This is a genomic window from Sinorhizobium fredii USDA 205 (genome assembly GCF_001461695.1).
Taxonomy (GTDB): domain Bacteria; phylum Pseudomonadota; class Alphaproteobacteria; order Rhizobiales; family Rhizobiaceae; genus Sinorhizobium; species Sinorhizobium fredii.
The window spans coordinates 96,442-116,783 of the sequence record NZ_AUTC01000001.1 but is presented as its reverse complement, the minus strand read 5'-3'; the positions used below and the strand labels follow the sequence as shown (position 1 = coordinate 116,783).

At 63.9% G+C, this 20,342-nt stretch carries 18 protein-coding genes and 1 pseudogene; 9 read left to right on the top strand and 10 right to left on the bottom strand.

From position 1 onward, the window contains the following. Positions 1-364 precede the first annotated feature (364 nt). Both N181_RS00530 and pgi read left to right on the top strand, forming a co-directional pair. Positions 365-2,065 (top strand): long-chain fatty acid--CoA ligase, encoded by a 1,701-nt coding sequence (locus N181_RS00530; RefSeq protein ID WP_050999872.1) that lies wholly within the window; start codon positions 365-367, stop codon positions 2,063-2,065. Between the two features lie 283 nt (positions 2,066-2,348). Next, positions 2,349-3,974, top strand: a complete 1,626-nt coding sequence (gene pgi / locus N181_RS00525; protein ID WP_014327142.1) for a glucose-6-phosphate isomerase — start codon at positions 2,349-2,351, stop codon at positions 3,972-3,974. Between the two features lie 391 nt (positions 3,975-4,365). Here pgi and N181_RS00520 read toward each other — a convergent pair whose 3' ends face one another. The 7 genes from N181_RS00520 to N181_RS00490 form a co-directional block, all read right to left on the bottom strand. Then, entirely contained in the window at positions 4,366-5,292 is a 927-nt protein-coding gene (locus N181_RS00520) for a carbohydrate kinase family protein (protein ID WP_014327141.1), read from the bottom strand. Positions 5,293-5,349: 57 nt separating this feature from the next. Further along, a complete protein-coding gene (locus N181_RS00515) occupies positions 5,350-6,048 on the bottom strand; it encodes an orotate phosphoribosyltransferase (RefSeq protein ID WP_037391838.1) in 699 nt (232 codons plus the stop codon). A 24-nt stretch (positions 6,049-6,072) separates the two neighbouring features. Continuing rightward, positions 6,073-7,110 (bottom strand): dihydroorotase, encoded by a 1,038-nt coding sequence (pyrC, locus tag N181_RS00510; protein WP_037391836.1) that lies wholly within the window; start codon positions 7,108-7,110, stop codon positions 6,073-6,075. A gap of 150 nt (positions 7,111-7,260) precedes the next feature. Further along, on the bottom strand, positions 7,261-7,881 hold the full coding sequence (locus N181_RS00505; protein WP_014327138.1) for a nucleoside triphosphate hydrolase: 621 nt from the start codon (positions 7,879-7,881) through the stop codon (positions 7,261-7,263). Next, on the bottom strand, positions 7,878-8,660 hold the full coding sequence (locus N181_RS00500; protein ID WP_037391834.1) for an ATP-binding cassette domain-containing protein: 783 nt from the start codon (positions 8,658-8,660) through the stop codon (positions 7,878-7,880). Before N181_RS00500 ends, N181_RS00505 begins: the two co-directional genes overlap by 4 nt. Next, positions 8,660-9,745 carry an ABC transporter permease gene (locus tag N181_RS00495; protein ID WP_014327137.1) on the bottom strand — a complete coding sequence of 362 codons (1,086 nt, stop codon included), beginning with the start codon at positions 9,743-9,745 and terminating at the stop codon, positions 8,660-8,662. The genes N181_RS00500 and N181_RS00495 overlap by 1 nt, the downstream gene beginning before the upstream one ends. Before the next feature lie 307 nt (positions 9,746-10,052). Next, on the bottom strand, positions 10,053-11,078 hold the full coding sequence (locus N181_RS00490) for a sugar ABC transporter substrate-binding protein (RefSeq protein WP_014327136.1): 1,026 nt from the start codon (positions 11,076-11,078) through the stop codon (positions 10,053-10,055). A 268-nt stretch (positions 11,079-11,346) separates the two neighbouring features. On the opposite strand from N181_RS00490, the gene N181_RS00485 reads away from it, so the two are divergent. Both N181_RS00485 and N181_RS00480 read left to right on the top strand, forming a co-directional pair. Next, positions 11,347-12,576, top strand: coding sequence for an ROK family transcriptional regulator (locus tag N181_RS00485; RefSeq protein ID WP_014327135.1), 1,230 nt, complete (start codon positions 11,347-11,349; stop codon positions 12,574-12,576). Positions 12,577-12,578: 2 nt separating this feature from the next. After that, the gene (locus N181_RS00480; RefSeq protein ID WP_014327134.1) at positions 12,579-13,007 is read left to right on the top strand and encodes an RbsD/FucU family protein; all 429 of its coding nucleotides are present in this window, start codon (positions 12,579-12,581) and stop codon (positions 13,005-13,007) included. Positions 13,008-13,082: 75 nt separating this feature from the next. Here the strand turns inward: N181_RS00480 and N181_RS00475 are convergent, their stop codons facing one another. After that, the gene (locus N181_RS00475; protein ID WP_014327133.1) at positions 13,083-13,520 is read right to left on the bottom strand and encodes a DoxX family protein; all 438 of its coding nucleotides are present in this window, start codon (positions 13,518-13,520) and stop codon (positions 13,083-13,085) included. A gap of 230 nt (positions 13,521-13,750) precedes the next feature. Here N181_RS00475 and N181_RS00470 point away from each other — a divergent pair, with 230 nt between their 5' ends. Continuing rightward, a complete protein-coding gene (locus N181_RS00470; RefSeq protein WP_014327132.1) occupies positions 13,751-14,455 on the top strand; it encodes a Crp/Fnr family transcriptional regulator in 705 nt (234 codons plus the stop codon). A 5-nt stretch (positions 14,456-14,460) separates the two neighbouring features. Then, positions 14,461-16,344: a CHASE2 domain-containing protein gene (locus N181_RS00465; RefSeq protein ID WP_014327131.1), complete on the top strand. Its 1,884-nt coding sequence runs from the start codon at positions 14,461-14,463 to the stop codon at positions 16,342-16,344. Here the strand turns inward: N181_RS00465 and N181_RS00460 are convergent. After that, entirely contained in the window at positions 16,336-16,956 is a 621-nt protein-coding gene (locus N181_RS00460) for a FecR domain-containing protein (RefSeq protein ID WP_014327130.1), read from the bottom strand. The genes N181_RS00465 and N181_RS00460 overlap by 9 nt on opposite strands. A 192-nt stretch (positions 16,957-17,148) precedes the next feature. Here N181_RS00460 and N181_RS00455 point away from each other — a divergent pair, with 192 nt between their 5' ends. Further along, on the top strand, positions 17,149-17,712 hold the full coding sequence (locus N181_RS00455; protein WP_014327129.1) for an SEL1-like repeat protein: 564 nt from the start codon (positions 17,149-17,151) through the stop codon (positions 17,710-17,712). Between the two features lie 145 nt (positions 17,713-17,857). Here N181_RS00455 and N181_RS00450 read toward each other — a convergent pair. Then, a pseudogene (locus tag N181_RS00450) lies at positions 17,858-18,891 on the bottom strand (proline racemase family protein). Between the two features lie 183 nt (positions 18,892-19,074). Here N181_RS00450 and spdA point away from each other — a divergent pair. Continuing rightward, positions 19,075-19,881: a 2', 3'cyclic nucleotide phosphodiesterase SpdA gene (spdA, locus tag N181_RS00445; RefSeq protein ID WP_037391823.1), complete on the top strand. Its 807-nt coding sequence runs from the start codon at positions 19,075-19,077 to the stop codon at positions 19,879-19,881. 90 nt (positions 19,882-19,971) lie between these two features. Then, positions 19,972-20,286 carry a YkgJ family cysteine cluster protein gene (locus tag N181_RS00440; RefSeq protein WP_014327126.1) on the top strand — a complete coding sequence of 105 codons (315 nt, stop codon included), beginning with the start codon at positions 19,972-19,974 and terminating at the stop codon, positions 20,284-20,286. Positions 20,287-20,342: the final 56 nt, after the last annotated feature.

The window sequence follows — 20,342 nt, the reverse complement described above, 5'->3', positions numbered from 1 at the left end:
AGCCTTGCCAGCCCGTCTCCCGCCTCGATGCGCGCTTTCGGCATAAAGAGGGCCGCGCCTCCAAATCATTGCGCTGGTTCGGGATCAATTCACAATTGCCGTGATCGTTTTCCACGGGTCTAGCGAACCGACATGACAGGGAGATTTCGATGCGCTTGTGCCTCCCTGCCCGGCAAAATCGGCCCCTGCATCTGCGTCGGCGTTATTGACGTTTACGTCAAAGTTATATAATTCCGATTAGTGCTTGAAGAGACGCTGGAAAAGCAGCATCTTCGAGCAGGAGGGAAGACCGCGAGGGAAGATCGGGAGGGATTTTTCTTCGCCGTGAGCAAGGCCGTTCGTTGCCACCAGAGGGAGAGAGATCATGGCGGAAGCAAGCATGCAGCAGGCGGGGTCCGGCGCGGGGAAGAACTGGGTCAAGTCCTATCCGCCGGGCGTGCCCGCCGAAATCGGACCGCTCCCCTACCGATCGCTCGGCGAGTTCTTCGACCATGCGGTCGCGCAGCATTCCTGGCGCCCCGCCTTCACCTGCATGGGCAAGGCGCTGACGTTTGCCGATCTCAACGTCTATTCGGGCCGAATCGGCGCCTGGCTGCAGTCGCTCGGTCTGGCGAAGGGCGATCGCGTCGCCGTGATGATGCCGAACATCCTGCAGAACCCGGTGATCGTCTACGGCATCCTCAGGGCCGGCTACACGGTCGTCAACGTCAATCCGCTCTACACGCCGCGCGAGCTCGAACACCAGCTGGTCGATGCCGGCGCCAAGGCGATCTTCGTCCTGGAAAATTTCGCCCATACGGTCGAGCAGGTCGTCGCCCGGACCAAGGTCAAGCACGTTGTGGTCGCGACGATGGGCGACATGCTCGGGGTGAAAGGGCTCGTCGTCAATCTCGTCGTGCGCCGCGTCAAGAAGCTCGTCCCCGCCTGGTCGCTGCCGGGCCACCTCTCCTTCCGAACGGTTCTTTCCAAGGGCGAGAAGCTTGCGCTTGCGAAGCCGAATGTCGGGCTTAGCGACGTCGCCTTCCTGCAATATACCGGCGGCACGACCGGCGTTTCCAAGGGCGCCACCCTCACCCATGCCAATCTGCTGTCCAACATGGCGCAGATGGAGATCTGGCTGAATACAGCCTTCCTGCGCAAGCCGCGCCCGGAAAACCTCACTTTCATGTGCGCCTTGCCGCTCTACCACATCTTCGCACTGACCGTGAACTCGCTGATGGGGCTCGCGACCGGCGGCAACAACATCCTGATCCCCAATCCGCGCGATATTCCCGCCTTCGTCCAGGAGTTGGGCAAGTACAAGACCAACATCTTCCCCGGGCTCAACACGCTGTTCAACGCGCTGATGAACAACCCGGAGTTTCAGAAGCTCGACTTCTCCTCGCTGATCCTGACATTCGGCGGCGGCATGGCGGTGCAGCGACCGGTGGCGGAGCGCTGGCTCGCCATGACGCACTGCCCCATCCATGAGGGCTACGGGCTCTCGGAAACCTCTCCGGTCGCCACCGCCAACCGGCTCGACACGGACGAGTTCACCGGCACGATCGGCATGCCGCTCCCCTCGACCGAAGTCGAAATCCGCGACGAAAACGGCAATGCGCTGCCGACCGGCGAAATCGGCGAGATCTGCATCCGGGGCCCGCAGGTCATGGCCGGCTACTGGCAACGCCCGGACGAGACGGCCAAGGCGATTTCGCCGGACGGCTTCTTCCGCACCGGCGACATCGGCTTCATGAACGCCGCCGGACTGACGAAGATCGTCGACCGCAAGAAGGACATGATCCTCGTTTCCGGCTTCAACGTCTTCCCGAACGAAATCGAAGAGGTTGTCGCAACCCACCCCGGCATCCTCGAATGCGCGGCGATCGGCATTGCCGATCCGCATTCCGGCGAGGCGGTGAAGCTCTTCGTGGTGCGCAAGGATCCGAACCTGACCGAAGAGGATGTCAAGCGCCACTGCGCCGAAAACCTCACGAACTACAAGCGGCCGAGACACGTCGAGTTCCGCGACGAACTGCCGAAGTCGAATGTCGGCAAGATCTTGCGCAAGGACCTGCGAGGTTAGCCAAGGGAAGGCCCCTCATCCGGCTGCCGCCACCTTCTCCCGCAGGCGGGGCGAAGGGGACTCGTCGCAGCGCCTCACTCCAAAGTCCCCTCTCCCCGCAGGCGGGGAGAGGGTTAGGGTGAGGGGCAGACCACTCCCAGGTCCCCTCACATTTGGGCGACATTAGATGCGAAGGCAGCGCGCAGCGGCCTCCTTTTTTCGCTGCAGTGCACACCTGCCCTTGATTTGCCCCGTCTAAACCGACTAGCTATCGCAGCCGATTTCCGATGCAAGGAGCCCTGCGATGAAAGCGCTTGTCGAAAACCTCAAAGCCACTGCACGCGAGACCAATGCAACCGATATCCGTGCCGCCTTCGCGGCCGATCCGAACCGCTTTTCGCGCTTCAGCACGAGGCTCAGCGATCTCCTCCTCGACTATTCGAAATGCGCCGTGAACGGCAAGATTCTCGACGGCCTCGAGGCGCTGGCGAAAGCCGCCAAGGTCGAGGAGAAGCGCGACGCGATGTTCCGTGGCGACATCATCAACATCACCGAGGGACGCGCCGTCCTGCATACCGCGCTCCGGAACCGGTCGAACCGGCCGATCCTCGTCGGCGGCAAGGACGTCATGCCTGATGTCAACGCCGTCTTGGCGGCGATGGGCGCCTTTGCCGACGACGTCCGTTCCGGCGCCTTGCGGGGTGCCACCGGCAAGAAGATCACCGATGTGGTCAATATCGGCATCGGCGGCTCCGATCTTGGCCCGGTGATGGCGACGCTGGCCCTCGCCCCCTTCCACGACGGTCCGCGGCTGCATTTCGTTTCCAATGTCGACGGCGCCCATATCGCCGATACGCTGAAGCTCCTCGACCCGGAAACCTCGCTGTTCATCGTCGCGTCGAAAACCTTCACGACGATCGAGACGATGACCAACGCGGCGACGGCGCGTGCCTTCATCGCCGGCAAGCTTGGCGAGGCGGCGGTCGGCAATCACTTCGCGGCGGTCTCCACCGCCCTCGACAAGGTCGCCGCCTTCGGCATCGACGCTGCCCGCGTCTTCGGCTTCTGGGACTGGGTCGGCGGACGCTATTCGATCTGGTCGGCGATCGGCCTGCCGCTGATGATCGCCGTCGGCAAGGAGAATTTCGGTCGCTTCCTCGACGGCGGACACGCGATCGACGAACATTTCCGCTCCGCTCCCATACGCGAGAACATTCCGATGCTGCTTGGGCTCATCGGCTTCTACCATCGCAACGTGCTCGGCTATCCGTCGCGGGCGATCCTGCCCTACGACCAGCGCCTGTCGCGCTTCCCCGCCTATCTGCAGCAGCTCGACATGGAATCGAATGGCAAGGCGGTCACGCTCGACAGCAAGCCGGTGGAATTCGCGACGGGTCCGGTCGTCTGGGGCGAGCCCGGCACCAATGGCCAGCACGCCTTCTACCAGCTCATCCACCAGGGCACCGACATCATTCCGGCCGAATTCATGATCGCCGCGAACGGCCACGAGAAGGACTTGCGCCACCAGCACCAGCTGCTGATCGCCAACTGCCTGGCGCAGTCGGAAGCGCTGACGAAGGGCCGCACGCTGGCCGAAGCCAAGGCACAGCTCACCTCGAAGGGCATGGACGAGGCGAAGGCGGACAGAATAGCGCCGCACCGCGTCTTCACCGGCAACCGGCCGTCGCTGACCTTCGTCTACGACCAGCTCGACCCCTTCGCGCTCGGCCGCCTGATCGCGCTCTACGAGCACCGCGTCTTCGTCGAAGGCGCTCTCTTCAACATCAACTCCTTCGACCAGTGGGGCGTCGAGCTCGGCAAGGAACTGGCGACCGGTCTGCTGCCTGTCGTCGAAGGCAAGGAGAGCGCCGAGGGTCACGATTCCTCGACCGCCGGCCTCGTTGCCGCGCTTCTGAAGGCGGCACGTTAAAGCCGAAAGCGATCAGATTGCAGCGGCAGGGCGGGCGGGGTAGCGAGTGTCGATACCCCCCTCTGCCCTGCCGGGCATCTCCCCCACAAGGGGGGAGATCGGCCAGACGTGGGCTCCTCGTTCACTCTTCGAGAAACAATGCCAATCTACCCAGGGAGCTGGCCTTGGTAGAAGGCGGCGCCTCTCGCGAATCTCCCTCCTTGTGGGGGAGATGACCGGCAGGGCAGAGGGGGGTGCATCGGCTTGCCGCTCGCAGAGCGCCCGCCGCGATACCTGTTGCGATCCAATCAATCGGATCTCACCCCTTGCCAACGAGCGCGCGGAAAACCACGCGTCGTTCCTCCGCTCTTGTTGAGAACCCTTCGCTTCGCAAAAAGGGGTTCATCCGGAATCAGAGCCCGATCTCGTATTTCCACGGCGGATTGGCGCCCGCCCGCGACACGGTGACGGCCGCTGCCTTCGCACCGAGCGCCAGCGCCTGGCGGACCGCTTCGTCGCTCAAGTCGGCCACCTGTTCCTTGGTCAGGAGATTGTCGAGCTTCAGCGAGGCCAGCACGCCGGCATCGAATGTGTCGCCGGCGCCGACCGTGTCGACGACCGTCACCCGCTCGCTTGCGACTTCGACCTTGTGGTTCCTCGTATAGCCGACGGCGCCGTCGGCGCCCCTGGTGATCACCACCAGCTTGGGACCACGCTTCAGCCATTCGGCCGCGAGCGTGTCATGGCTCCCCTTCATGCCGAACCAGGCGAGATCCTCGTCGGAGAACTTGATGATATCCGACATCGCCGCCATGCGGTTCATGCGGGCGAGATGGGCGTCGCGGTCCTTGATGAAACCGGGCCGGATATTCGGGTCGAAGGAGATCACCCGCTTTTCATGCTCCCGCGTCATCAGCGCTTCGTAGGTCGAGCCGCAGGGCTCGGGGATCAGGCTGATCGCACCGAAATGCAGCGCCTCGCAGAAATCGCCGAAGGCCGGCAGATGGTCCGTGGTGATCATCCGCCCGGCGGTATTCTCGTCGAAGAAGGCGTAGCTCGCATGTCCGTTGACGAGTTTCACGAAGGCCAGCGTCGTGTGCAGCGGCAGCGTGGCGCAAGGCCCGAAATCGACATTCGCCGCCTTCAGCGTCTCCCGCAGGATGTCGCCGAACATGTCGTCGGACAGACCGGTGAAAAAGCCGGTCGGAATGCCGAGCCTTCCAAGCGCGATCGCCGTGTTGAAGATGGCCCCCCCGGCATAGGGCGCAAAGGCGCTTTCCCCGGCCGCGGTCTCGCGCGGCAGCATGTCGATCAGGGCCTCTCCGCAGCAAACGATCATGAATGTTCTCCCATAGAAACTACCGACCAGAAAATCAGCGTCCCGGCGTCGCCGGGCTCACTGGGCGGCGAGCGTGCCGACGCCGCCGTTGCGGGCCGACCAGGCGAGCGGCGCATTGAGGAAGGCTTCCACCTCGTTCAGCGTCTTTTCGTCGAACAGCGCCTGCTCGCGGGCCACCGCCAGTACATTGCGCCAGGTGGCGATGTAATGCAGGTCGACGCCCTTGGATTTCATGTTGCCCCGCGCTTCCGGGAAAATGTCGTAGTAGAAGAGCGCTATGCCGTGCTCGACAACACCGCCGGCGGCGCGGATAGCATCGATGAACTTGAACATCGAGCCGCCGGCGGTCGTCAGGTCCTCGATCACCAGCACACGCGCGCCCTCCGGCATATGTCCTTCGATCTGGGCATTGCGGCCATGTCCCTTCGGCGCCTTGCGCACATAGATCATCGGCAGGCCGAGCCGTTCGGCAAGCATGGCCGCAAAGGGAATGCCGGCCGTCTCGCCGCCGGCGACAACGTCGAATTGCTCGAAGCCGGCGTCGCTGAGGATGGTCGCGGCGGCGAAGTCCATCACCGCCGAGCGGATGCGCGGATAGGAGATCAGCTTGCGGCAGTCGATATAGACCGGGCTCGCCATGCCGGAGGAGAGCTTGTAGGGCTGGTCGGCGCGAAAGTGCACCGCCTTGATCTCCCAGAGCATCTTCGCGACCAGCTCGGCCATCACCGTCTTGTCGGTGAATGCATTCGAAAACATGACCTCTCCTTCAAAATCAAACGACTAGACGACGGCCCAGTAGAGCGGGAACAGCGGGTCGAAAACCGTGATCAGACCGGCTTCGGTCTCGATCTTGGCGGGATGGCGGACCGGCTCGTTGGCCTTGCGCAGCGTGATCGTTTCCTCGTTCGCCGGAAGGCCGTACCAGGCCGGGCCGTTCAGCGAGGTGAAGGCCTCGAGCCGGTCGAGCGCGCCCTCCTCCTCGAACACATGGGCAAGGCAGCTCATCGTGTTGATGGAGGTGTAGATGCCGGCGCAGCCGCAGGCGCATTCCTTGAGCGGATCGACATGCGGGGCGGAGTCGGTGCCGAGAAAGAACCGCACGTCCCCTGAGACCGCAGCAGCGCGCAAGGCCAGACGGTGCGTCTCGCGCTTGGCGACCGGCAGGCAGTAGTAATGCGGCTTGATGCCGCCGACGAGGATGGCGTTGCGATTGATGATCAGGTGATGGGTGGTGATGGAGCCCGCCAGATTGGCCGCATGCTCCTTGATGTAATCGACGCCGTCCTTCGTCGTCACATGTTCCATGGTGATCCTGAGATCCGGCAACCGCCGGCGCAGCGGATCGAGGACCGTTTCGATGAACACCGCCTCGCGGTCGAAGATATCGACCTCCGGCGTCGTCACTTCGCCGTGGACGCAGAGCGGCATTCCGATCTCGGCCATGCGATCGAGAACCGGCATCGCCTTGGCGATATCGCGCACGCCGCTGTGCGAATTGGTGGTCGCGCCGGCCGGATAGAGCTTCACCGCCTTGACGAGGCCGCTCCTGTAACCGGCCTCGACATCGTCCGGATCCGTTCCTTCGGTGAGGTAGAGCGTCATCAACGGTTCGAACCGGTCGCCGGCCGGAATGGCGGCGAGGATGCGTTCGCGGTAGGCGGCCGCATCCGCGGAGGTTACCACCGGCGGGACCAGATTGGGCATGATAATGGCGCGAGCGAAATGGCGACTCGTGTCGCCGATGACGCCGCGCAGCATGCCGCCGTCGCGTAGGTGGAGATGCCAGTCGTCCGGGCGACGGATAACGAGCTCTTGCATGTCAGCTTTCTCCCGATGCTCGCGCGCCCGATCCGCGCGGGCGGCGTCGAAGCCGGCCGAAGCGCTTGAAAGGGCGGTAACTCATGTGGTGAAACCGCGCCTCGATACCATCATTGCGCCGCCGAAGACAATGGCGCACGCAGCCAAATCTCAGAAATCCCGGATCACCAGATCGCTGGCGCGGCGGCTGCCGACGACGCGGCGGGCGTTCGGGATGTCGTTGTCGAAGGCCTTCTTCCGAGCGGTCTCCCCATCATAGCCGTGATCGTGCCAGCGCTGCAGCAATCGCTGTTCGAGCACGTCGATCCCCGGATCGATGAAGATCGAATAGTCGAATGCCCCATCGAGCCTGCTCCACGGCAGCTCGTCGAGAAGCAGGTAATTGCCCTCGACCAACACGATGCGCGTTACCGGCGCGATGGCCCGTGCCGAGGCGATCGCCAGTTCGCGGGTCCGGTCGAACACCGGAACGAGCACTTCGCCGTCATTGGCGCGCACCGCGTCGAGCGTCGACAGGAAGGCCCGCACGTCGAAAGTCTCGGGCGCCCCCTTGCGCGGCAGCAGGCCCTTGTCGACGAGGACGGCGTTATCCATGTGGAAGCCGTCCATCGGCAGCACCGCCACGTTTTCCCCCGCCTCGGCAATCGCCTCGGCAAGAGATTCGGAAAGCGTCGACTTACCGGCGCCGGGCGGGCCGGCAATGGCGACGATGAAACGGCCGGCTCCCGCCGCCCGTTTCAGGATTTCGTCCCTCAAGGACCGCACATTCATGCGGCGATTGCCTCGCCGGGCGGCGCCTTGGCACCGGTCATGAAGGCGACCGCGTCCGACATGGTGTATTCCTTCGGATTGATGACGCAGAGCCGACGGCCGAGGCGGTGGATGTGGATCCGGTCGGCCACCTCGAAGACATGCGGCATGTTGTGCGAGATCAGCACGATCGGTAGGCCGCGACGACGCACGTCGAGGATCAGTTCCAGGACGCGCCGGCTTTCCTTGACGCCGAGCGCTGCGGTCGGCTCGTCCATGATGACGACCTTGGACCCGAAGGCGGCGGCACGCGCAACCGCCACGCCCTGGCGCTGGCCGCCGGAGAGCGTTTCCACCGCCTGGTTGATGTTCTGGATCGTCATCAGGCCGAGCTCGGAAAGCTTCTCCCGCGCCCTCTTTTCCATGGCGGAACGATCGAGCGTACGGAACAGCTTGCCCATGATGCCCGGCTTGCGGATTTCGCGGCCGAGGAACATGTTGTCGGCGATCGAAAGGGCCGGCGACAGAGCGAGGTTCTGATAGACGGTCTCGATGCCGGCGGCGCGCGCCTCCATCGGCGAGCGGAAGTGTATCGGCTGGCCTTCGAGGCGGATCTCGCCTTCGTCCGGGGTGACGGCACCGGAGATCGCCTTGATCATCGAGGACTTTCCGGCGCCGTTGTCGCCGATCACCGCGAGGATTTCACCCGGGTAGAGGTCGAAATCGGCATGATCGAGGGCAGTGACGCGGCCATAGCGCTTGACGAGACCGCGGGCGGTGAGAATGGGTTCCTGTGCCATTACGCTGCTACCTTTCTGATCCACTGGTCGATTGCGACGGCGGAAATGATGAGCACGCCGGTCAGGAAGACCTTCCATTGCGGGTCGGCGCCGAGCATGTTGAGGCCCATAGACACCACGCCGACGATCATCGCGCCGATCAGCGTCCCGAGGATCGAGCCACGGCCGCCAAAGAGCGAGATGCCGCCGATCACGGCCGCGGTAATGGCCTGCAGGTTGTAGTCTGTGACGGCCGCCGACGGAGAGATCGAGCCGTTTCGGCCGATCGAGACCCAGGCGGCCAATGCGGCGATCAAGCCGGCGAGTGTGTAGGCGCTCAACAACACCTTGCCGACGCGGATACCGGAGAGCTTGGCGGCTTCCGGATCGTCGCCGACCGCATAGAGATGGCGCCCCCAGGCGGTGTGGTTCAGCGCGTACCAGAGGCCGAAGACCAGCGCGACCATGGCGACGACGCCGAGAGTCAACACCGCAGTGCCGACCTTGAAGGTCACGCCGAAGACATGCAACCACTGGGTCACCGCGGTCACGTCCGCCTCGCGGATGGTCGCGTTCTCCGAGTAGATGAAGTTCGTCGACATGACCACGTACCAGGTGCCGAGCGTGACGATGAAGGGCGGCAACTTGAGGCGCGACACCAAAAGACCGTTCAAAAGCCCGCAGGCGCCGCCGACCAGGAAGCCGGCCGCCACTGCAATCGGCGCCGGCAGGCCGTAGCTCACCGCGCAATTGCCCATGACGACCGCCGAGATGACCATGATGACGCCGATCGAGAGATCGATGCCGGCCGTCAGGATCACCAGCGTCTGCGCCGCGCCGAGCATGCCGACGACCGCGATCTGCTGCAGGATCAGCGTCAGCGTGTAGGACGAGAAGAACCTGCCGCCGATCGCCAGCCCGAAGACAAGGATCGACGCAATGAGCACGACGAACGGCACGGCGGCCGGCGTCGAATGCAGGAAATGCTGGATTTTCTGAAGCGGCGTCTTGTCATGCGTGTCGAAGGACGCCACATCCGTCGAACTGTTGACCAGGACCTTTTCGAACTCCTGGGATGGTTGTGCGGCTGTATTTGGCTCGCCCATGGAGACTCCTCCCGTAAACCCCACTCAAGGGATTGCATTGCTGCCAGATGCGCGGCCCGCCGATCGTCGAGCGGGTTCCGGAACTTTTCTCGATCGCGGCAAGTCCGGACTATCCTTATCCAGATCGCAACCGTGATCGGTTCCGAGAAGCCAGAGCGGGACGCGCGCGGAAGCGCATCACAACTTTTGTTTATCCCGCTCTAAAGGTTGCGCAGGTTTCGCGCCTTGTCAAAGACCCCGGCGCGCTTACGCGAAGGGCGGCCGGGGCCGCCCTTGCCTTGTCGGTTCGATTCGGACAGGCGGGCAATCAGCCCCAGCACTTCTCCGTGCCGACCTTGGTGTCGATCGACTCGACGCCGGCGGCCGGCTTGTCGGTGACGAGCGCAACGCCTGTATCGAAGAAGTCCTTGCCTTCGGTCGGCTTCGGCTTCTCGCCGGTGTCGGCGAATTTCTTGATCGCCTCGATGCCGAGTGCGGCCATCATCAGCGGATATTGCTGCGACGTGGCCCCGATGACGCCTTCGGTAACGGACTTGACGCCGGGGCAACCACCGTCGACCGACACGATCAGCACGTCGTTCTCCTTGCCGACGGCTTTCAGCGCCTGGTAGGCGCCGACCGCGGCCGGCTCGTTGATCGTATGAATGACGTTGATGTCCGGATCCTTCTGCAGAAGGTTTTCCATCGCCGTGCGGCCACCTTCCTCATTGCCGTTCGTCACGTCATGGCCGACGATGCGCGGATCGTCCTCGTCGCCGATCTTGTTCGGATCCTTGGGATCGATACCGAAGCCGATCATGAAGCCCTGGTCGCGCAGCACGTCGACGGTCGGCTGCGACGGGATAAGGTCGAGGAAGCCGATTTTTGCGGTCTTGGCGTTTTCGCCCATCGTCGCGGCGGCCCACTGGCCGATGAGCTTGCCTGCCAGCAGGTTGTCGGTCGCGAATGTCGCGTCGGCAGCCGTCGCCGGATCGAGAGGCGTATCGAGGGCGATCACGAGAATGCCCGCGGCCTGCGCCTTCTTGACCTGATCGACGATCGCCTTGGTGTCGGACGCAGCGATGAGAATGCCCTTCGCCCCATCGGCAATGCAGGACTCGACGGCGGCAACCTGGCTGTCGTGATCACCGTCGACCTTGCCGGCATAGGCTTTCAGCGTGACGCCGAGTTCCTGGGCCTTGGCGCTCGCGCCTTCCTTCATCTTCACGAAGAAAGGGTTGGTGTCGGTCTTGGTGATGAGGCAGGCAGAGACATCGGCCGCCTGCGACGGCGACGCGAAGGCAACGCCGAGAGCGAGCGCGCCGAATGCGGTGGAAAGAACAGTTTTCTTCATCAAACCCTCCCAAGGTTTAAACAGTGCCGGAACCGGCCTTCAGGCTTCACCCCCGCAGCATTCTCCTCCTGCGGGCGGCGCTTCCGAGCGTCAATCAAACACCAAAATTCCGAGGTGTCAATAAATAAATCAAATTGAATTATTATCTGGATATGGCATTCTGCGTGCAGCAGGTCCGGCGCGAGCCACCGCTGCCGAATCGACGTAAGCGGCGAGAAGGAATCGGCAGATCTCGCATGAAGGGATGCCAACGGGAGGAGACGGTGGCATGTCACTGATAGGGAACCCCCACCGGGGAGAGGCGCAACCGGATGTGATCGACCCGAGCGGTGGGGCGAACCAGACGCGCGTGCGCGCCTATAACGAGCGGCTGGTCATGTCTCTGGTGCGTCGCCACGGCAGCCTGTCCAAGGCGGAGATCGCCCGCCGCTCCGGACTTTCCGCACAGACCGTCTCGGTCATCATGCGCGCGCTCGAGGCCGACGGGCTGCTCGTCCGCGGTGACCCGGTGCGCGGCCGCGTCGGTCAACCCTCGATCCCGATGCGGCTCAACCCGGATGCGGTCTATTCCTTCGGGGTCAAGATCGGCCGTCGCAGCGCCGACCTGGTGCTGATGGATTTCCTCGGCAACATCCGCCTGCATCTCCACCAGATCCATACCTACCCGCTGCCCGACGACCTCGTCACCTTCATCGTCGAGGGCATCGAAAAGCTCGAGCGGCAGCTCAGTCCCGAAGATCGCAAGCACATCGCCGGCGTGGGCATCGCGACGCCTTTCGAACTGTGGAACTGGGCCGAAGAAGTCGGCGCGCCGCGCGAGGAAATGGACAGATGGCGCAATTTCGACCTGCAAGCGGCGGTCGCGGCGCGGACGCCGCACCCCGTTTTCCTGCAGAACGACGGCACCAGTGCCTGCGGGGCAGAGCTCGCCTTCGGCGTCGGCGCCAACTATCCTGATTTCGTCTATTTCTACATCGGCTCGTTCATCGGCGGCGGCGTCGTCATCAACTCCGCGCTGTTCTCGGGCCGCACCGGCACTGCCGGCGCCGTCGGTCCGCTGCCGGTGTCGGGCAGGGACGGCAAGACGACGCAGTTGCTGAAGATCGCCTCGGTCTTCGTCCTCGAGAAGCTGCTGCGCGAACGCGGCATGGATCCGAGGCCGCTCTGGTATTCGGCCGACGACTGGATCGATTTCGGCGAACCCCTCGAAGTCTGGATCCAGGATTCGGCGGCAGCACTCGCCCAGGCCATCGTCTCGGCCGTCTCCATCGTCGACTTTTCCGCCGCGGTCATCGACGGCGGCTTCCCGCCCTGGGTACGGGCCCGCCTCCTCGCCGCAACCCGCAAGGCGCTTCAGGAACTCGACCTCCAGGGCGTCACGCTCCCGGACCTCGTCGAAGGCGCAGTGGGCAGCCACGCCCGGGCGATCGGCGGTGCGAGCCTGCCGCTCTTTTCCCGCTATCTGCTGGACACCAATGTCCTCTTCAAGGAGCTTTGAGAATGCTGAAAGGAATAGATCCCATCCTGAGCCCGGAATTGCTTGCCGCGCTCAGGGCGATGGGGCATGGCGACGAGATCGCCCTCGTCGACGGGAACTATCCGGGCCAGGAGCATGCGCGCCGGCTGGTGCGCCTCGACGGCCACCACTTGATCCCCGTGCTCGACGCTATCCTCAGCGTGCTGCCGATCGACGATTTCGTACCGGAGGCGATCTTCCGCGCCACGGTCAAACAGGACAAGGACGCGCTGGATCCGGTGCACCGGGAGATCATCGAATGCTGCCGCAAGCGCGAGCCGGGGCAGCCGGTCGTTCCGCTTCTCGGCGCGGAGTTCTATCCGCGCGTCAAAGCCGCCCATACGGTCGTTCAGACCAGCGAGCCGCGCCTCTACGGCAATGTCATCCTGCGCAAGGGCGTGATCTACCCCTGAGACTGCACCACGATGCAAAGGACCCGCCGGTCATGCCGGCGGGTCCTTGCTTTCATCCAAATGACGACTTGCGCCTCAGGCGGCGACGGGCCTGCCGAGGCGGGCGTCAAGCGAGAGCGCACCCGGGCCGAAGGAGCCAAGCACCAGGAAGGCGCCGGCAATGGTGATGTTCTTCATCATCATGATCTGGTTGAACACGGACAGAAGACCGTTTGCCGCTTCCGGGAAGTCGGGAATGTTGATCGGGCCGCTATGGAAGACGAAAGCGGTGACAAGGCAGAAGGCCGCCAGCAGGTACGACGCAATGCGCGTCTGGAAGCCGACGAGGACGGCGAGGCCCGCTACGAGTTCGAAAAGACCGGCGAGATAAGCAAGCGCGGTTGCCGCCGGCCAGCCGGCATTGGTGATCATGCCGGCCGTGCCCGCCGGATCGCTGAGCTTGCCGAAGCCGGAGACGATGAAAATGATTGAGAGAAGAACACGCCCGACGAGGACGATGACATTCTGAGGCATGCGCGAGGCTCCTGTTGGAAACTGATTTGCCAACAGGAATATCAGCATTTTCTGGATCGACTAGCCGTCCTGAAGGAAACGGATCGTTCACAATTTCGAGACGACTGCGTGATATCGTCAATGCATTGGCCACGACGCCGCAAAGCTCCGATCGGCCAAGCGCTTTTCTGTTGCAAGAGGCCGCATCTGCGTAAAGAATTCGCACGCGCAAGGGCACGCGGGGAAATCTTATGACCGACATCAACCGGAGTCCCGCCTTTTGGCGGTCCTTTCCGATTTTCGAAGAGTTCGACAAGGAAACGCTTTGCGAACTCGCCGACATCGCCAGCTACCGCAGGTGGCCGGCAGGCACGGTCATCTTCCAGCGCGGCGACGAAGGCAACTACATGATTGTCGTGGTTTCCGGGCGCATCAAGCTGTCGCTGTTCACGCCGCAGGGCCGCGAGCTGATGCTGCGTCAGCACGAGGCCGGGGCGCTGTTCGGCGAAATGGCGCTGCTCGACGATCAGCCGCGCTCGGCCGACGCGACTGCGGTCACCGCCGCGGAGGGCTATGTGATCGGCAAGAAGGCCTTTCTCGATCTCATCACCCAGAAGCCGAGCATTGCCGAGGCGGTCATCCGCTTCCTCTGCGCGCAGCTGCGCGACACGACCGACCGGCTGGAGACGATCGCGCTCTACGACCTCAACGCCCGCGTCGCACGCTTCTTCCTGGCGACGCTCCGGCAGATCCACGGCAACGAGCTGCCGGCAAGCGCCAATCTTCGCCTGACGCTGAGCCAGACCGATATCGCCGCGATTCTCGGTGCCAGCCGACCGAAGGTGAACCGCGCCATACTCTGGCTCGAGGAACATGGCGCTCTCAAGCGGACGGACGGCATCGTCTCGTGTAATGTGGGACGACTGTTGATGATAGCCGATCCACCGGAGGACTAGGCCGATTGAGCCTGACGCCATGGCCGCATCGCCGCATCAGCCCGCTTGCCGGCGGGATCATCGCGAGCCTGGCCACGGCGCTCGTTCTCTACCTTTATGCCGAGACGGTCTTCCGGACGCCGCGCGAACTCTTCTTCGACAATCTTACCCAATGGGTCTCCTCCCCGCGCTCGGCGGATATCGTCGTGGTCGACATCGATCGGGTGGCCTACGAGGCAAGGTCCGAAAACTGGGATCGGGGTGCGACGGCTGAGCTGATCGCGCGGCTTGCAGCCGCCCGACCGAAGGCGATCGCCGTCGACTTCGTCTTCAGTTCCGACTGCGATCCGGCCTCGCCGGCAAATTCGGCGCTTGCTTCAGCGATCGGCGAAGCGCCGGTTGTCCTGGGATTTCTGGCTGCCGAGCGCTCCCCCGAACGTCCGCGTCCCGTTCCGCCACTGGCGTTGCGACGTCAGCTTGCCGTCCCCGAACAATGGTTCATCCAAGGCGCGGAAACCGCCTGCCCGATGTTCATGGACCGGTCGAAGGCGGCGACGGCGGCGATTCTTGTCGGAGACAAGGATGCACGCGTCCGGCGCGCGCAGGCTTTCGCCATCGTCGGTAACGACGCCTTTCCGGCGCTCGGCATCGAAGCGGGCCGGCTGGGCGCGGCAAGCAGCACGCCGGTGCTTGGCGGAGCGCCTGCCTGGTTGAGACTCGACCATGCGATCATCCCGCTCGATGCGGATGGCAATCTTCGTTTCGTGGCGAGTTCGCCAGCGGCGCTCGCCGCCCGGACGGTTTCGGCGGCCGACGTCCTGGCGGGCAGGATCGACAGGGCCAGGATCGCCGGCAAGCTGGTCTTCCTCGGCAGCAGCATGCCGAGCCTCGGCGGCCTGAGACCGACCGCCTCCATGCCGCTCGAGCCCTCGGTGCAGATCCATGCCGACATAGCCAATGCGGTTGTCACCGGGTTCGTGCCCTATCGCGACGGCGATCTGCCCCTGATCGAGGCAATATTCAGTCTCGCCGTGGGCGTCGCCGCCGCCTATGGCGCGACCAAACTGCGGCCCATGATGTCACTGACACTCGGCGCGGCGGCGGTGCTTGCCGTCAGTGCTTTCGCAGGCGCGATCTATGCCACGACCGGCTGGCTCTTCGACGCCATTGGCATCTCGGTCGCACTGGTGGCGATCCTCATCGTGACGAGCGCGCTGCAATTGGCCCGGGCGCGCCGCGCCGAAGCGACCGCCCGGCAGAAATTCTCGCAATATCTGCCGCAGTCGGTAGTGGCACGCTACATAGACGATCCTGACCGCGGCGATACGACGGGCGAAGAGCGGCCGGTAACCGCGCTGTTCACCGATATCGAAGGCTTCTCAAAGCTTTCCCAGCAACTCGGACCCCGCGACCTCGTGGCCCTGCTCGACATTTATTTCGCGGAGGTGAACGCGCTCGTCGCTCGCCATGGCGGCATGGTCGATAAGGTGGTCGGCGATGCGGTCCATTCGCTTTTCAACGCGCCGGAGGATCTCGCCGACCATGTCGACAAGGCCATCCAATGCGCCATGTCGATCCACGCCTTGACCGAAGAAATGCGGCAGCGACCGCAATTTGCCAAGCATGATTTCGGCAGGACGCGGATCGGCATCGAGACCGGACCGGCGGTCCTGGGGGAGGTCGGTGCCGGCGGCAAGCTCGACTACACCGCCCACGGCGACGCGGTGAGCCTCGCCGCGCGCCTCCAGGAGGCGAACAAGTTCCTCGGGACGGCAATCTGCATCGGCCCGGCAGCCGCCGCTGAGTGCACGATCGGGCTTCGCGCGCTCGGCCAGCATGACATCCGCAGCTTCGGATCGATGGAGCTCTTCACCGTCGCCAATGCTGGCGGACTTCGGACTTCAACGTAGACCGACGCTCGCATAGGCCTCGCGGATGCGCGCCTGCCCCCATCGCGTCACCTCACCTGGAGCTGCGCCGGGCCGGTCGAAGTCCACTCCCTCGCCGGCAGTCAGCCTCCGCGCGATGCCGCCGCCTTCGACGCTGACGGCACCGTGCTCGACGAAGACGGCGAAGGCTGCCGCCCGGCTGGGTCCGCAGAAAAACTTCGTGCCGCGAACGCCGATCATTCCGAAGGCCGTGCGGATCGCCACGTCCACCTTCGGCAGTCCCTGCGGCCGGTCAAAAACCATTCGTCCGACGCCGAGCTCGAGCGTGCCCCCCTCGCCGGCGATGAAGCTGTCGATCAACAGCTCCGTCTGGGGTCCGAGAAGAATGCGTGTTTCGCTGAGGGCGAGATCGGCAAAGCTGTTGGTGCTCGTCGTGACGTAGTCCCGGTCGAGTACCGCGCCGCCAGCGGCAAGCCGCTCCTCCGCATCTCCCTGCCGGCGGCGGACATTGCCGCGGATCGTCTGCGCCTTGCCGACGACTGCTCCGGTCGCGGCCGTCGCCGCCCGGCAGCCGACCGCCGCCAAGATCAGGCTGCCAAGCAGCATTCTTCTGTTGATATTTAGCTGCGGCATCGGCCGCTCCCCGCTGCGATTGCAGCGCTCCCTGTTCAAGCCCTGGTTCGAGGATAGACCGACGCATCGAGGATGCAAGGCGCCGCTTGCGCCCTGCCCAGTTCAACGGCCCTCCGGCTCCTGGCTGTTTCGCTCGGAACAGGCGCCGCCTCACGCCAGTTCTAGGATAGCGGCCGGACAAGGGAGAGTGTCATGGATACCCGGATCAACCCGACCATCCGCAGTGCAAATGCCGTTCTGCTTGCAACTGCGATGCTTCTGTCATTCGCGGCGATTGCGGCGCCTTCGGCGCATGCCGGCGATCTCACCGCCGCCGAACAGTGCGACCGGGAAGCCGGCAGCGAACTCGATCTCGAGCGCAACAGGGCGTTTCCGGCCGTCGCCACCGAGGATATCCGCATCGGCGTCGCGCTATCGGCCTGCCGCGAGGCCTATAACCAGAATGGCGATGCGCGGACGCAGTTCCAGCTTGCCCGCGTCCTCGACCGGGCCGGCGAGAAATTGAAATCGCTTCAGATCCTCGGCGAAGCGGCGCAAAACGGCCACGCTCTGGCGATGGCGATGTACGGCACCCGGCTCGTGGAACGTGGTGAGGCCGAAGCGGCTTTCGACCTCTACCAACGCGCTGCGGCCGCGGGCAATGTCGTCGCAGCCCGCAATCTCGCCGTCGCCTACCGGGACGGCGTCGGCACTCGGGCAGATGGCGCCCTCGCGGCACAATGGTCCGAGCGTGCGAAGACGAGCAAGCTCCAGTGAGGATTGTGTCTGTGCGTCACGCACCTAATGCATGTCGCCCAAAAGTGCGCAGCGGTTTTGGGGTAACGACATGCATAAAAACAAGAAGCTAAAGCGGGCCGCGTGAATACGTTGCAACGCGCTTTAGGCCCGAGCAGCCCGGGCTCTAGCGGATCTCGCCCGCCTGCGGCCCCCAGGTATCGGTCAGCGCGAATCCATCGGCGAGCGGATCGAACGGGTCGAGCGCCACCTGATGCAGACCGAAGGTCCAGCCCCGGCCTGAAATGGTCGGAATGATCGCCTCTCGCCCGGCCACCGTCGTCACGGCTTCGAGGCCGACTTCGAATTCCGAGCCGATGATCGAGCGGGATTTCAAGACGTCGCCCGGCTTGACCTTGCCGCGCGCATGGAGCGTGGCGAGATTGGCCGAGCTGCCCGTGCCGCAGGGCGAGCGGTCGACGCGGCCCGGCCACATGGTGGTGCAGGTCCTGACCGCTCCGTCCGCCTCGGTGTCGCGGAACATCACATAGGCGACGCCCTTGATTTCCGGGATTTCCGGATGCACGACCGGCAGCGTGCGGTTGACGAGGTCCTTCAGGGCCATGCCGGCCTCGACGATCCGGCGCGCATTCGCCTTGTCGATCGTCGTGCCGATCTGGTTGACGTCGACCAGCGCATAGAAGACGCCGCCGAAGCAGAGATCGAGCTTGATGCGGCCCCATTCGGGCGTATCCACCTCGACATCCAGTTCCTGGACGAAGGACGGCACCATGGTGAGCTTCACCCGCTCGCAGCGGCCGTCCCGGCAGGTGGCCTCGCCTTCACCAGGCCCGCCGCCGTGTCGAGCATCACCACGGTTTCCGGCTCCTTCATCTCGATCATGCCGGATTCGAGCAGCGCCGTCGTGACGCAGATCGAATTGGAACCGGACATGGCATGGGCCTGGTCGGCCTGCAGGATGATGAAGCCGGCGTCCGCCTCCGGCCGCTTTGGGGGAAGCAGCAGGTTGACGGAGCCTATCGAGGCGGCGCGCGGCTCGAGGCAGAGGAAACGGCGCAGGCCGTCATCCACCGTGTTGATGTGGTTCAGCTGCTCGGCGATCGAGTTGCCCGGGATCTTCGGCACGCCACCGATCGCCACCTTGCCGATCTCGCCCTCGCAATGAACGTCCAGCAACTGAATCGTGCGTTTCCATCTCATGGCCGTGTCTCCGGAACAGCGTCAGTGTCATCTGATATATCAGGCATACCGCTTTCATGGTCCAGCCGCAAGTGCGCCGCGTGCCAAGGCGCGTTGCCTCCCCCACGCACCCAAAGTTGCCGCTTGACGCCCAGACACAGGCGCGGGAGCGTGAAAAGAAAACGCATCGCGCCGGGCCGATCCATGACGAAGTTCATCATCTTCACCGATTTGCACATGGTTCCCGAGGGCATGTCGATCATAGGGATCGATCCCTATCGGCGGCTGGCCGCCGGCATCGCGCATGTCAATCGCTACCATGCCGACGCGGATCGCGTGATCTTCGCGGGTGATCTGGCGCATGGAGCGGACCGCGCCTCCTACGAGCGGCTGAAAGCCCTTCTCGGCGAACTCAATCCGCCGGCGGCGGTCATGATAGGCAATCACGACCGCCGCGAGGCGTTTCTGGACGTCTTCGACGAGGCGCCAACGGATGACAACGGCTTCGTCCAGCAGGTGATCGATTTTGCCGACTGCCGCGCCATTCTCCTCGACACGCTGTTTGCGCCGCCCTACGACTATCCAGTCAGCCATGCCGGCTATCTTTGCGACAGGCGCCTCGGCTGGCTCGACCGGCAACTCGCAAGCGCCGGCGACCGGCCGGTGCTGATCTTCATGCATCACCCGCCGCACGTCACCGGCTTTGTCGGCATCGATATGTTCCGCCTCATCAACGAGGAGGATTTCTATGGACTGGTTCGGCGGCACGGCAATGTCCGCCACATCTTCGCCGGCCATGTGCACCGCACCATAAGCGGCTCCAGCCGCGGCATCCCCTTCTCCGTCTTCAAGAGTACGGTGCATCAGCAGCCTATGCCCTTCGACATTCCGGACGCCTCGCTGTCGGTGGACGAGCCGGCGGCCTACGGTATTGCGCTCGTCACGCGCGACGGGGTGCTCGTCCACACGGAAGACTACGAGATCGCCAAGCGCGATGCCGCAGTGGCGTGAAGCATGCGGCAAATCAAAGTGCTGCGTCTGCAAAGACGCACAACGCTGTAGGCCATTTCGACACTTCCGGCTTCGTGCTAGGCTGGCGCCATGACCTCTGCCCTTTCCCCCCATTACGATTTCGATTGCCAGAGCTGTGGCGCCTGTTGCGCCTATTCGGCCGAATGGCCGCGCTTTTCGCTGGAGACGGAAGAGGAGCTGGAACAAATACCGGCGGACCATGTCGCAGCCGACCTTGGCGGCATGCGCTGCGAAAACGACCGCTGCACGGCGCTCGAAGGCGCGCTCGGCAAGTTTGTCGCCTGCAAGGTCTACGCCGTAAGACCCATTGTCTGCCGGACGTGCATGCCCGGTGACGACGAATGCCTGATGGCCCGCCAACGCCTTTTCGGCGCCGCCGCCTGAACATGGAAACATTCGGATCAGTCCTGCCAGATCCGCATGTTTCTCCAAAATAGTCA

Coding starts and splice junctions, on each gene's coding strand:
- N181_RS00440 (WP_014327126.1), top strand. CDS start 19,972: ATGACCTCTGCCCTTTCCCCCCATTACGATTTCGATTGCCAGAGCTGT.
- N181_RS00475 (WP_014327133.1), bottom strand. CDS start 13,520: ATGCCTCAGAATGTCATCGTCCTCGTCGGGCGTGTTCTTCTCTCAATC.
- pgi (WP_014327142.1), top strand. CDS start 2,349: ATGAAAGCGCTTGTCGAAAACCTCAAAGCCACTGCACGCGAGACCAAT.
- N181_RS00470 (WP_014327132.1), top strand. CDS start 13,751: ATGACCGACATCAACCGGAGTCCCGCCTTTTGGCGGTCCTTTCCGATT.
- N181_RS00530 (WP_050999872.1), top strand. CDS start 365: ATGGCGGAAGCAAGCATGCAGCAGGCGGGGTCCGGCGCGGGGAAGAAC.
- N181_RS00505 (WP_014327138.1), bottom strand. CDS start 7,881: ATGAATGTGCGGTCCTTGAGGGACGAAATCCTGAAACGGGCGGCGGGA.
- N181_RS00495 (WP_014327137.1), bottom strand. CDS start 9,745: ATGGGCGAGCCAAATACAGCCGCACAACCATCCCAGGAGTTCGAAAAG.
- N181_RS00515 (WP_037391838.1), bottom strand. CDS start 6,048: ATGTTTTCGAATGCATTCACCGACAAGACGGTGATGGCCGAGCTGGTC.
- N181_RS00520 (WP_014327141.1), bottom strand. CDS start 5,292: ATGATCGTTTGCTGCGGAGAGGCCCTGATCGACATGCTGCCGCGCGAG.
- N181_RS00500 (WP_037391834.1), bottom strand. CDS start 8,660: ATGGCACAGGAACCCATTCTCACCGCCCGCGGTCTCGTCAAGCGCTAT.
- pyrC (WP_037391836.1), bottom strand. CDS start 7,110: ATGCAAGAGCTCGTTATCCGTCGCCCGGACGACTGGCATCTCCACCTA.
- N181_RS00485 (WP_014327135.1), top strand. CDS start 11,347: ATGTCACTGATAGGGAACCCCCACCGGGGAGAGGCGCAACCGGATGTG.
- N181_RS00480 (WP_014327134.1), top strand. CDS start 12,579: ATGCTGAAAGGAATAGATCCCATCCTGAGCCCGGAATTGCTTGCCGCG.
- N181_RS00460 (WP_014327130.1), bottom strand. CDS start 16,956: ATGCCGCAGCTAAATATCAACAGAAGAATGCTGCTTGGCAGCCTGATC.
- N181_RS00490 (WP_014327136.1), bottom strand. CDS start 11,078: ATGAAGAAAACTGTTCTTTCCACCGCATTCGGCGCGCTCGCTCTCGGC.
- spdA (WP_037391823.1), top strand. CDS start 19,075: ATGACGAAGTTCATCATCTTCACCGATTTGCACATGGTTCCCGAGGGC.
- N181_RS00455 (WP_014327129.1), top strand. CDS start 17,149: ATGGATACCCGGATCAACCCGACCATCCGCAGTGCAAATGCCGTTCTG.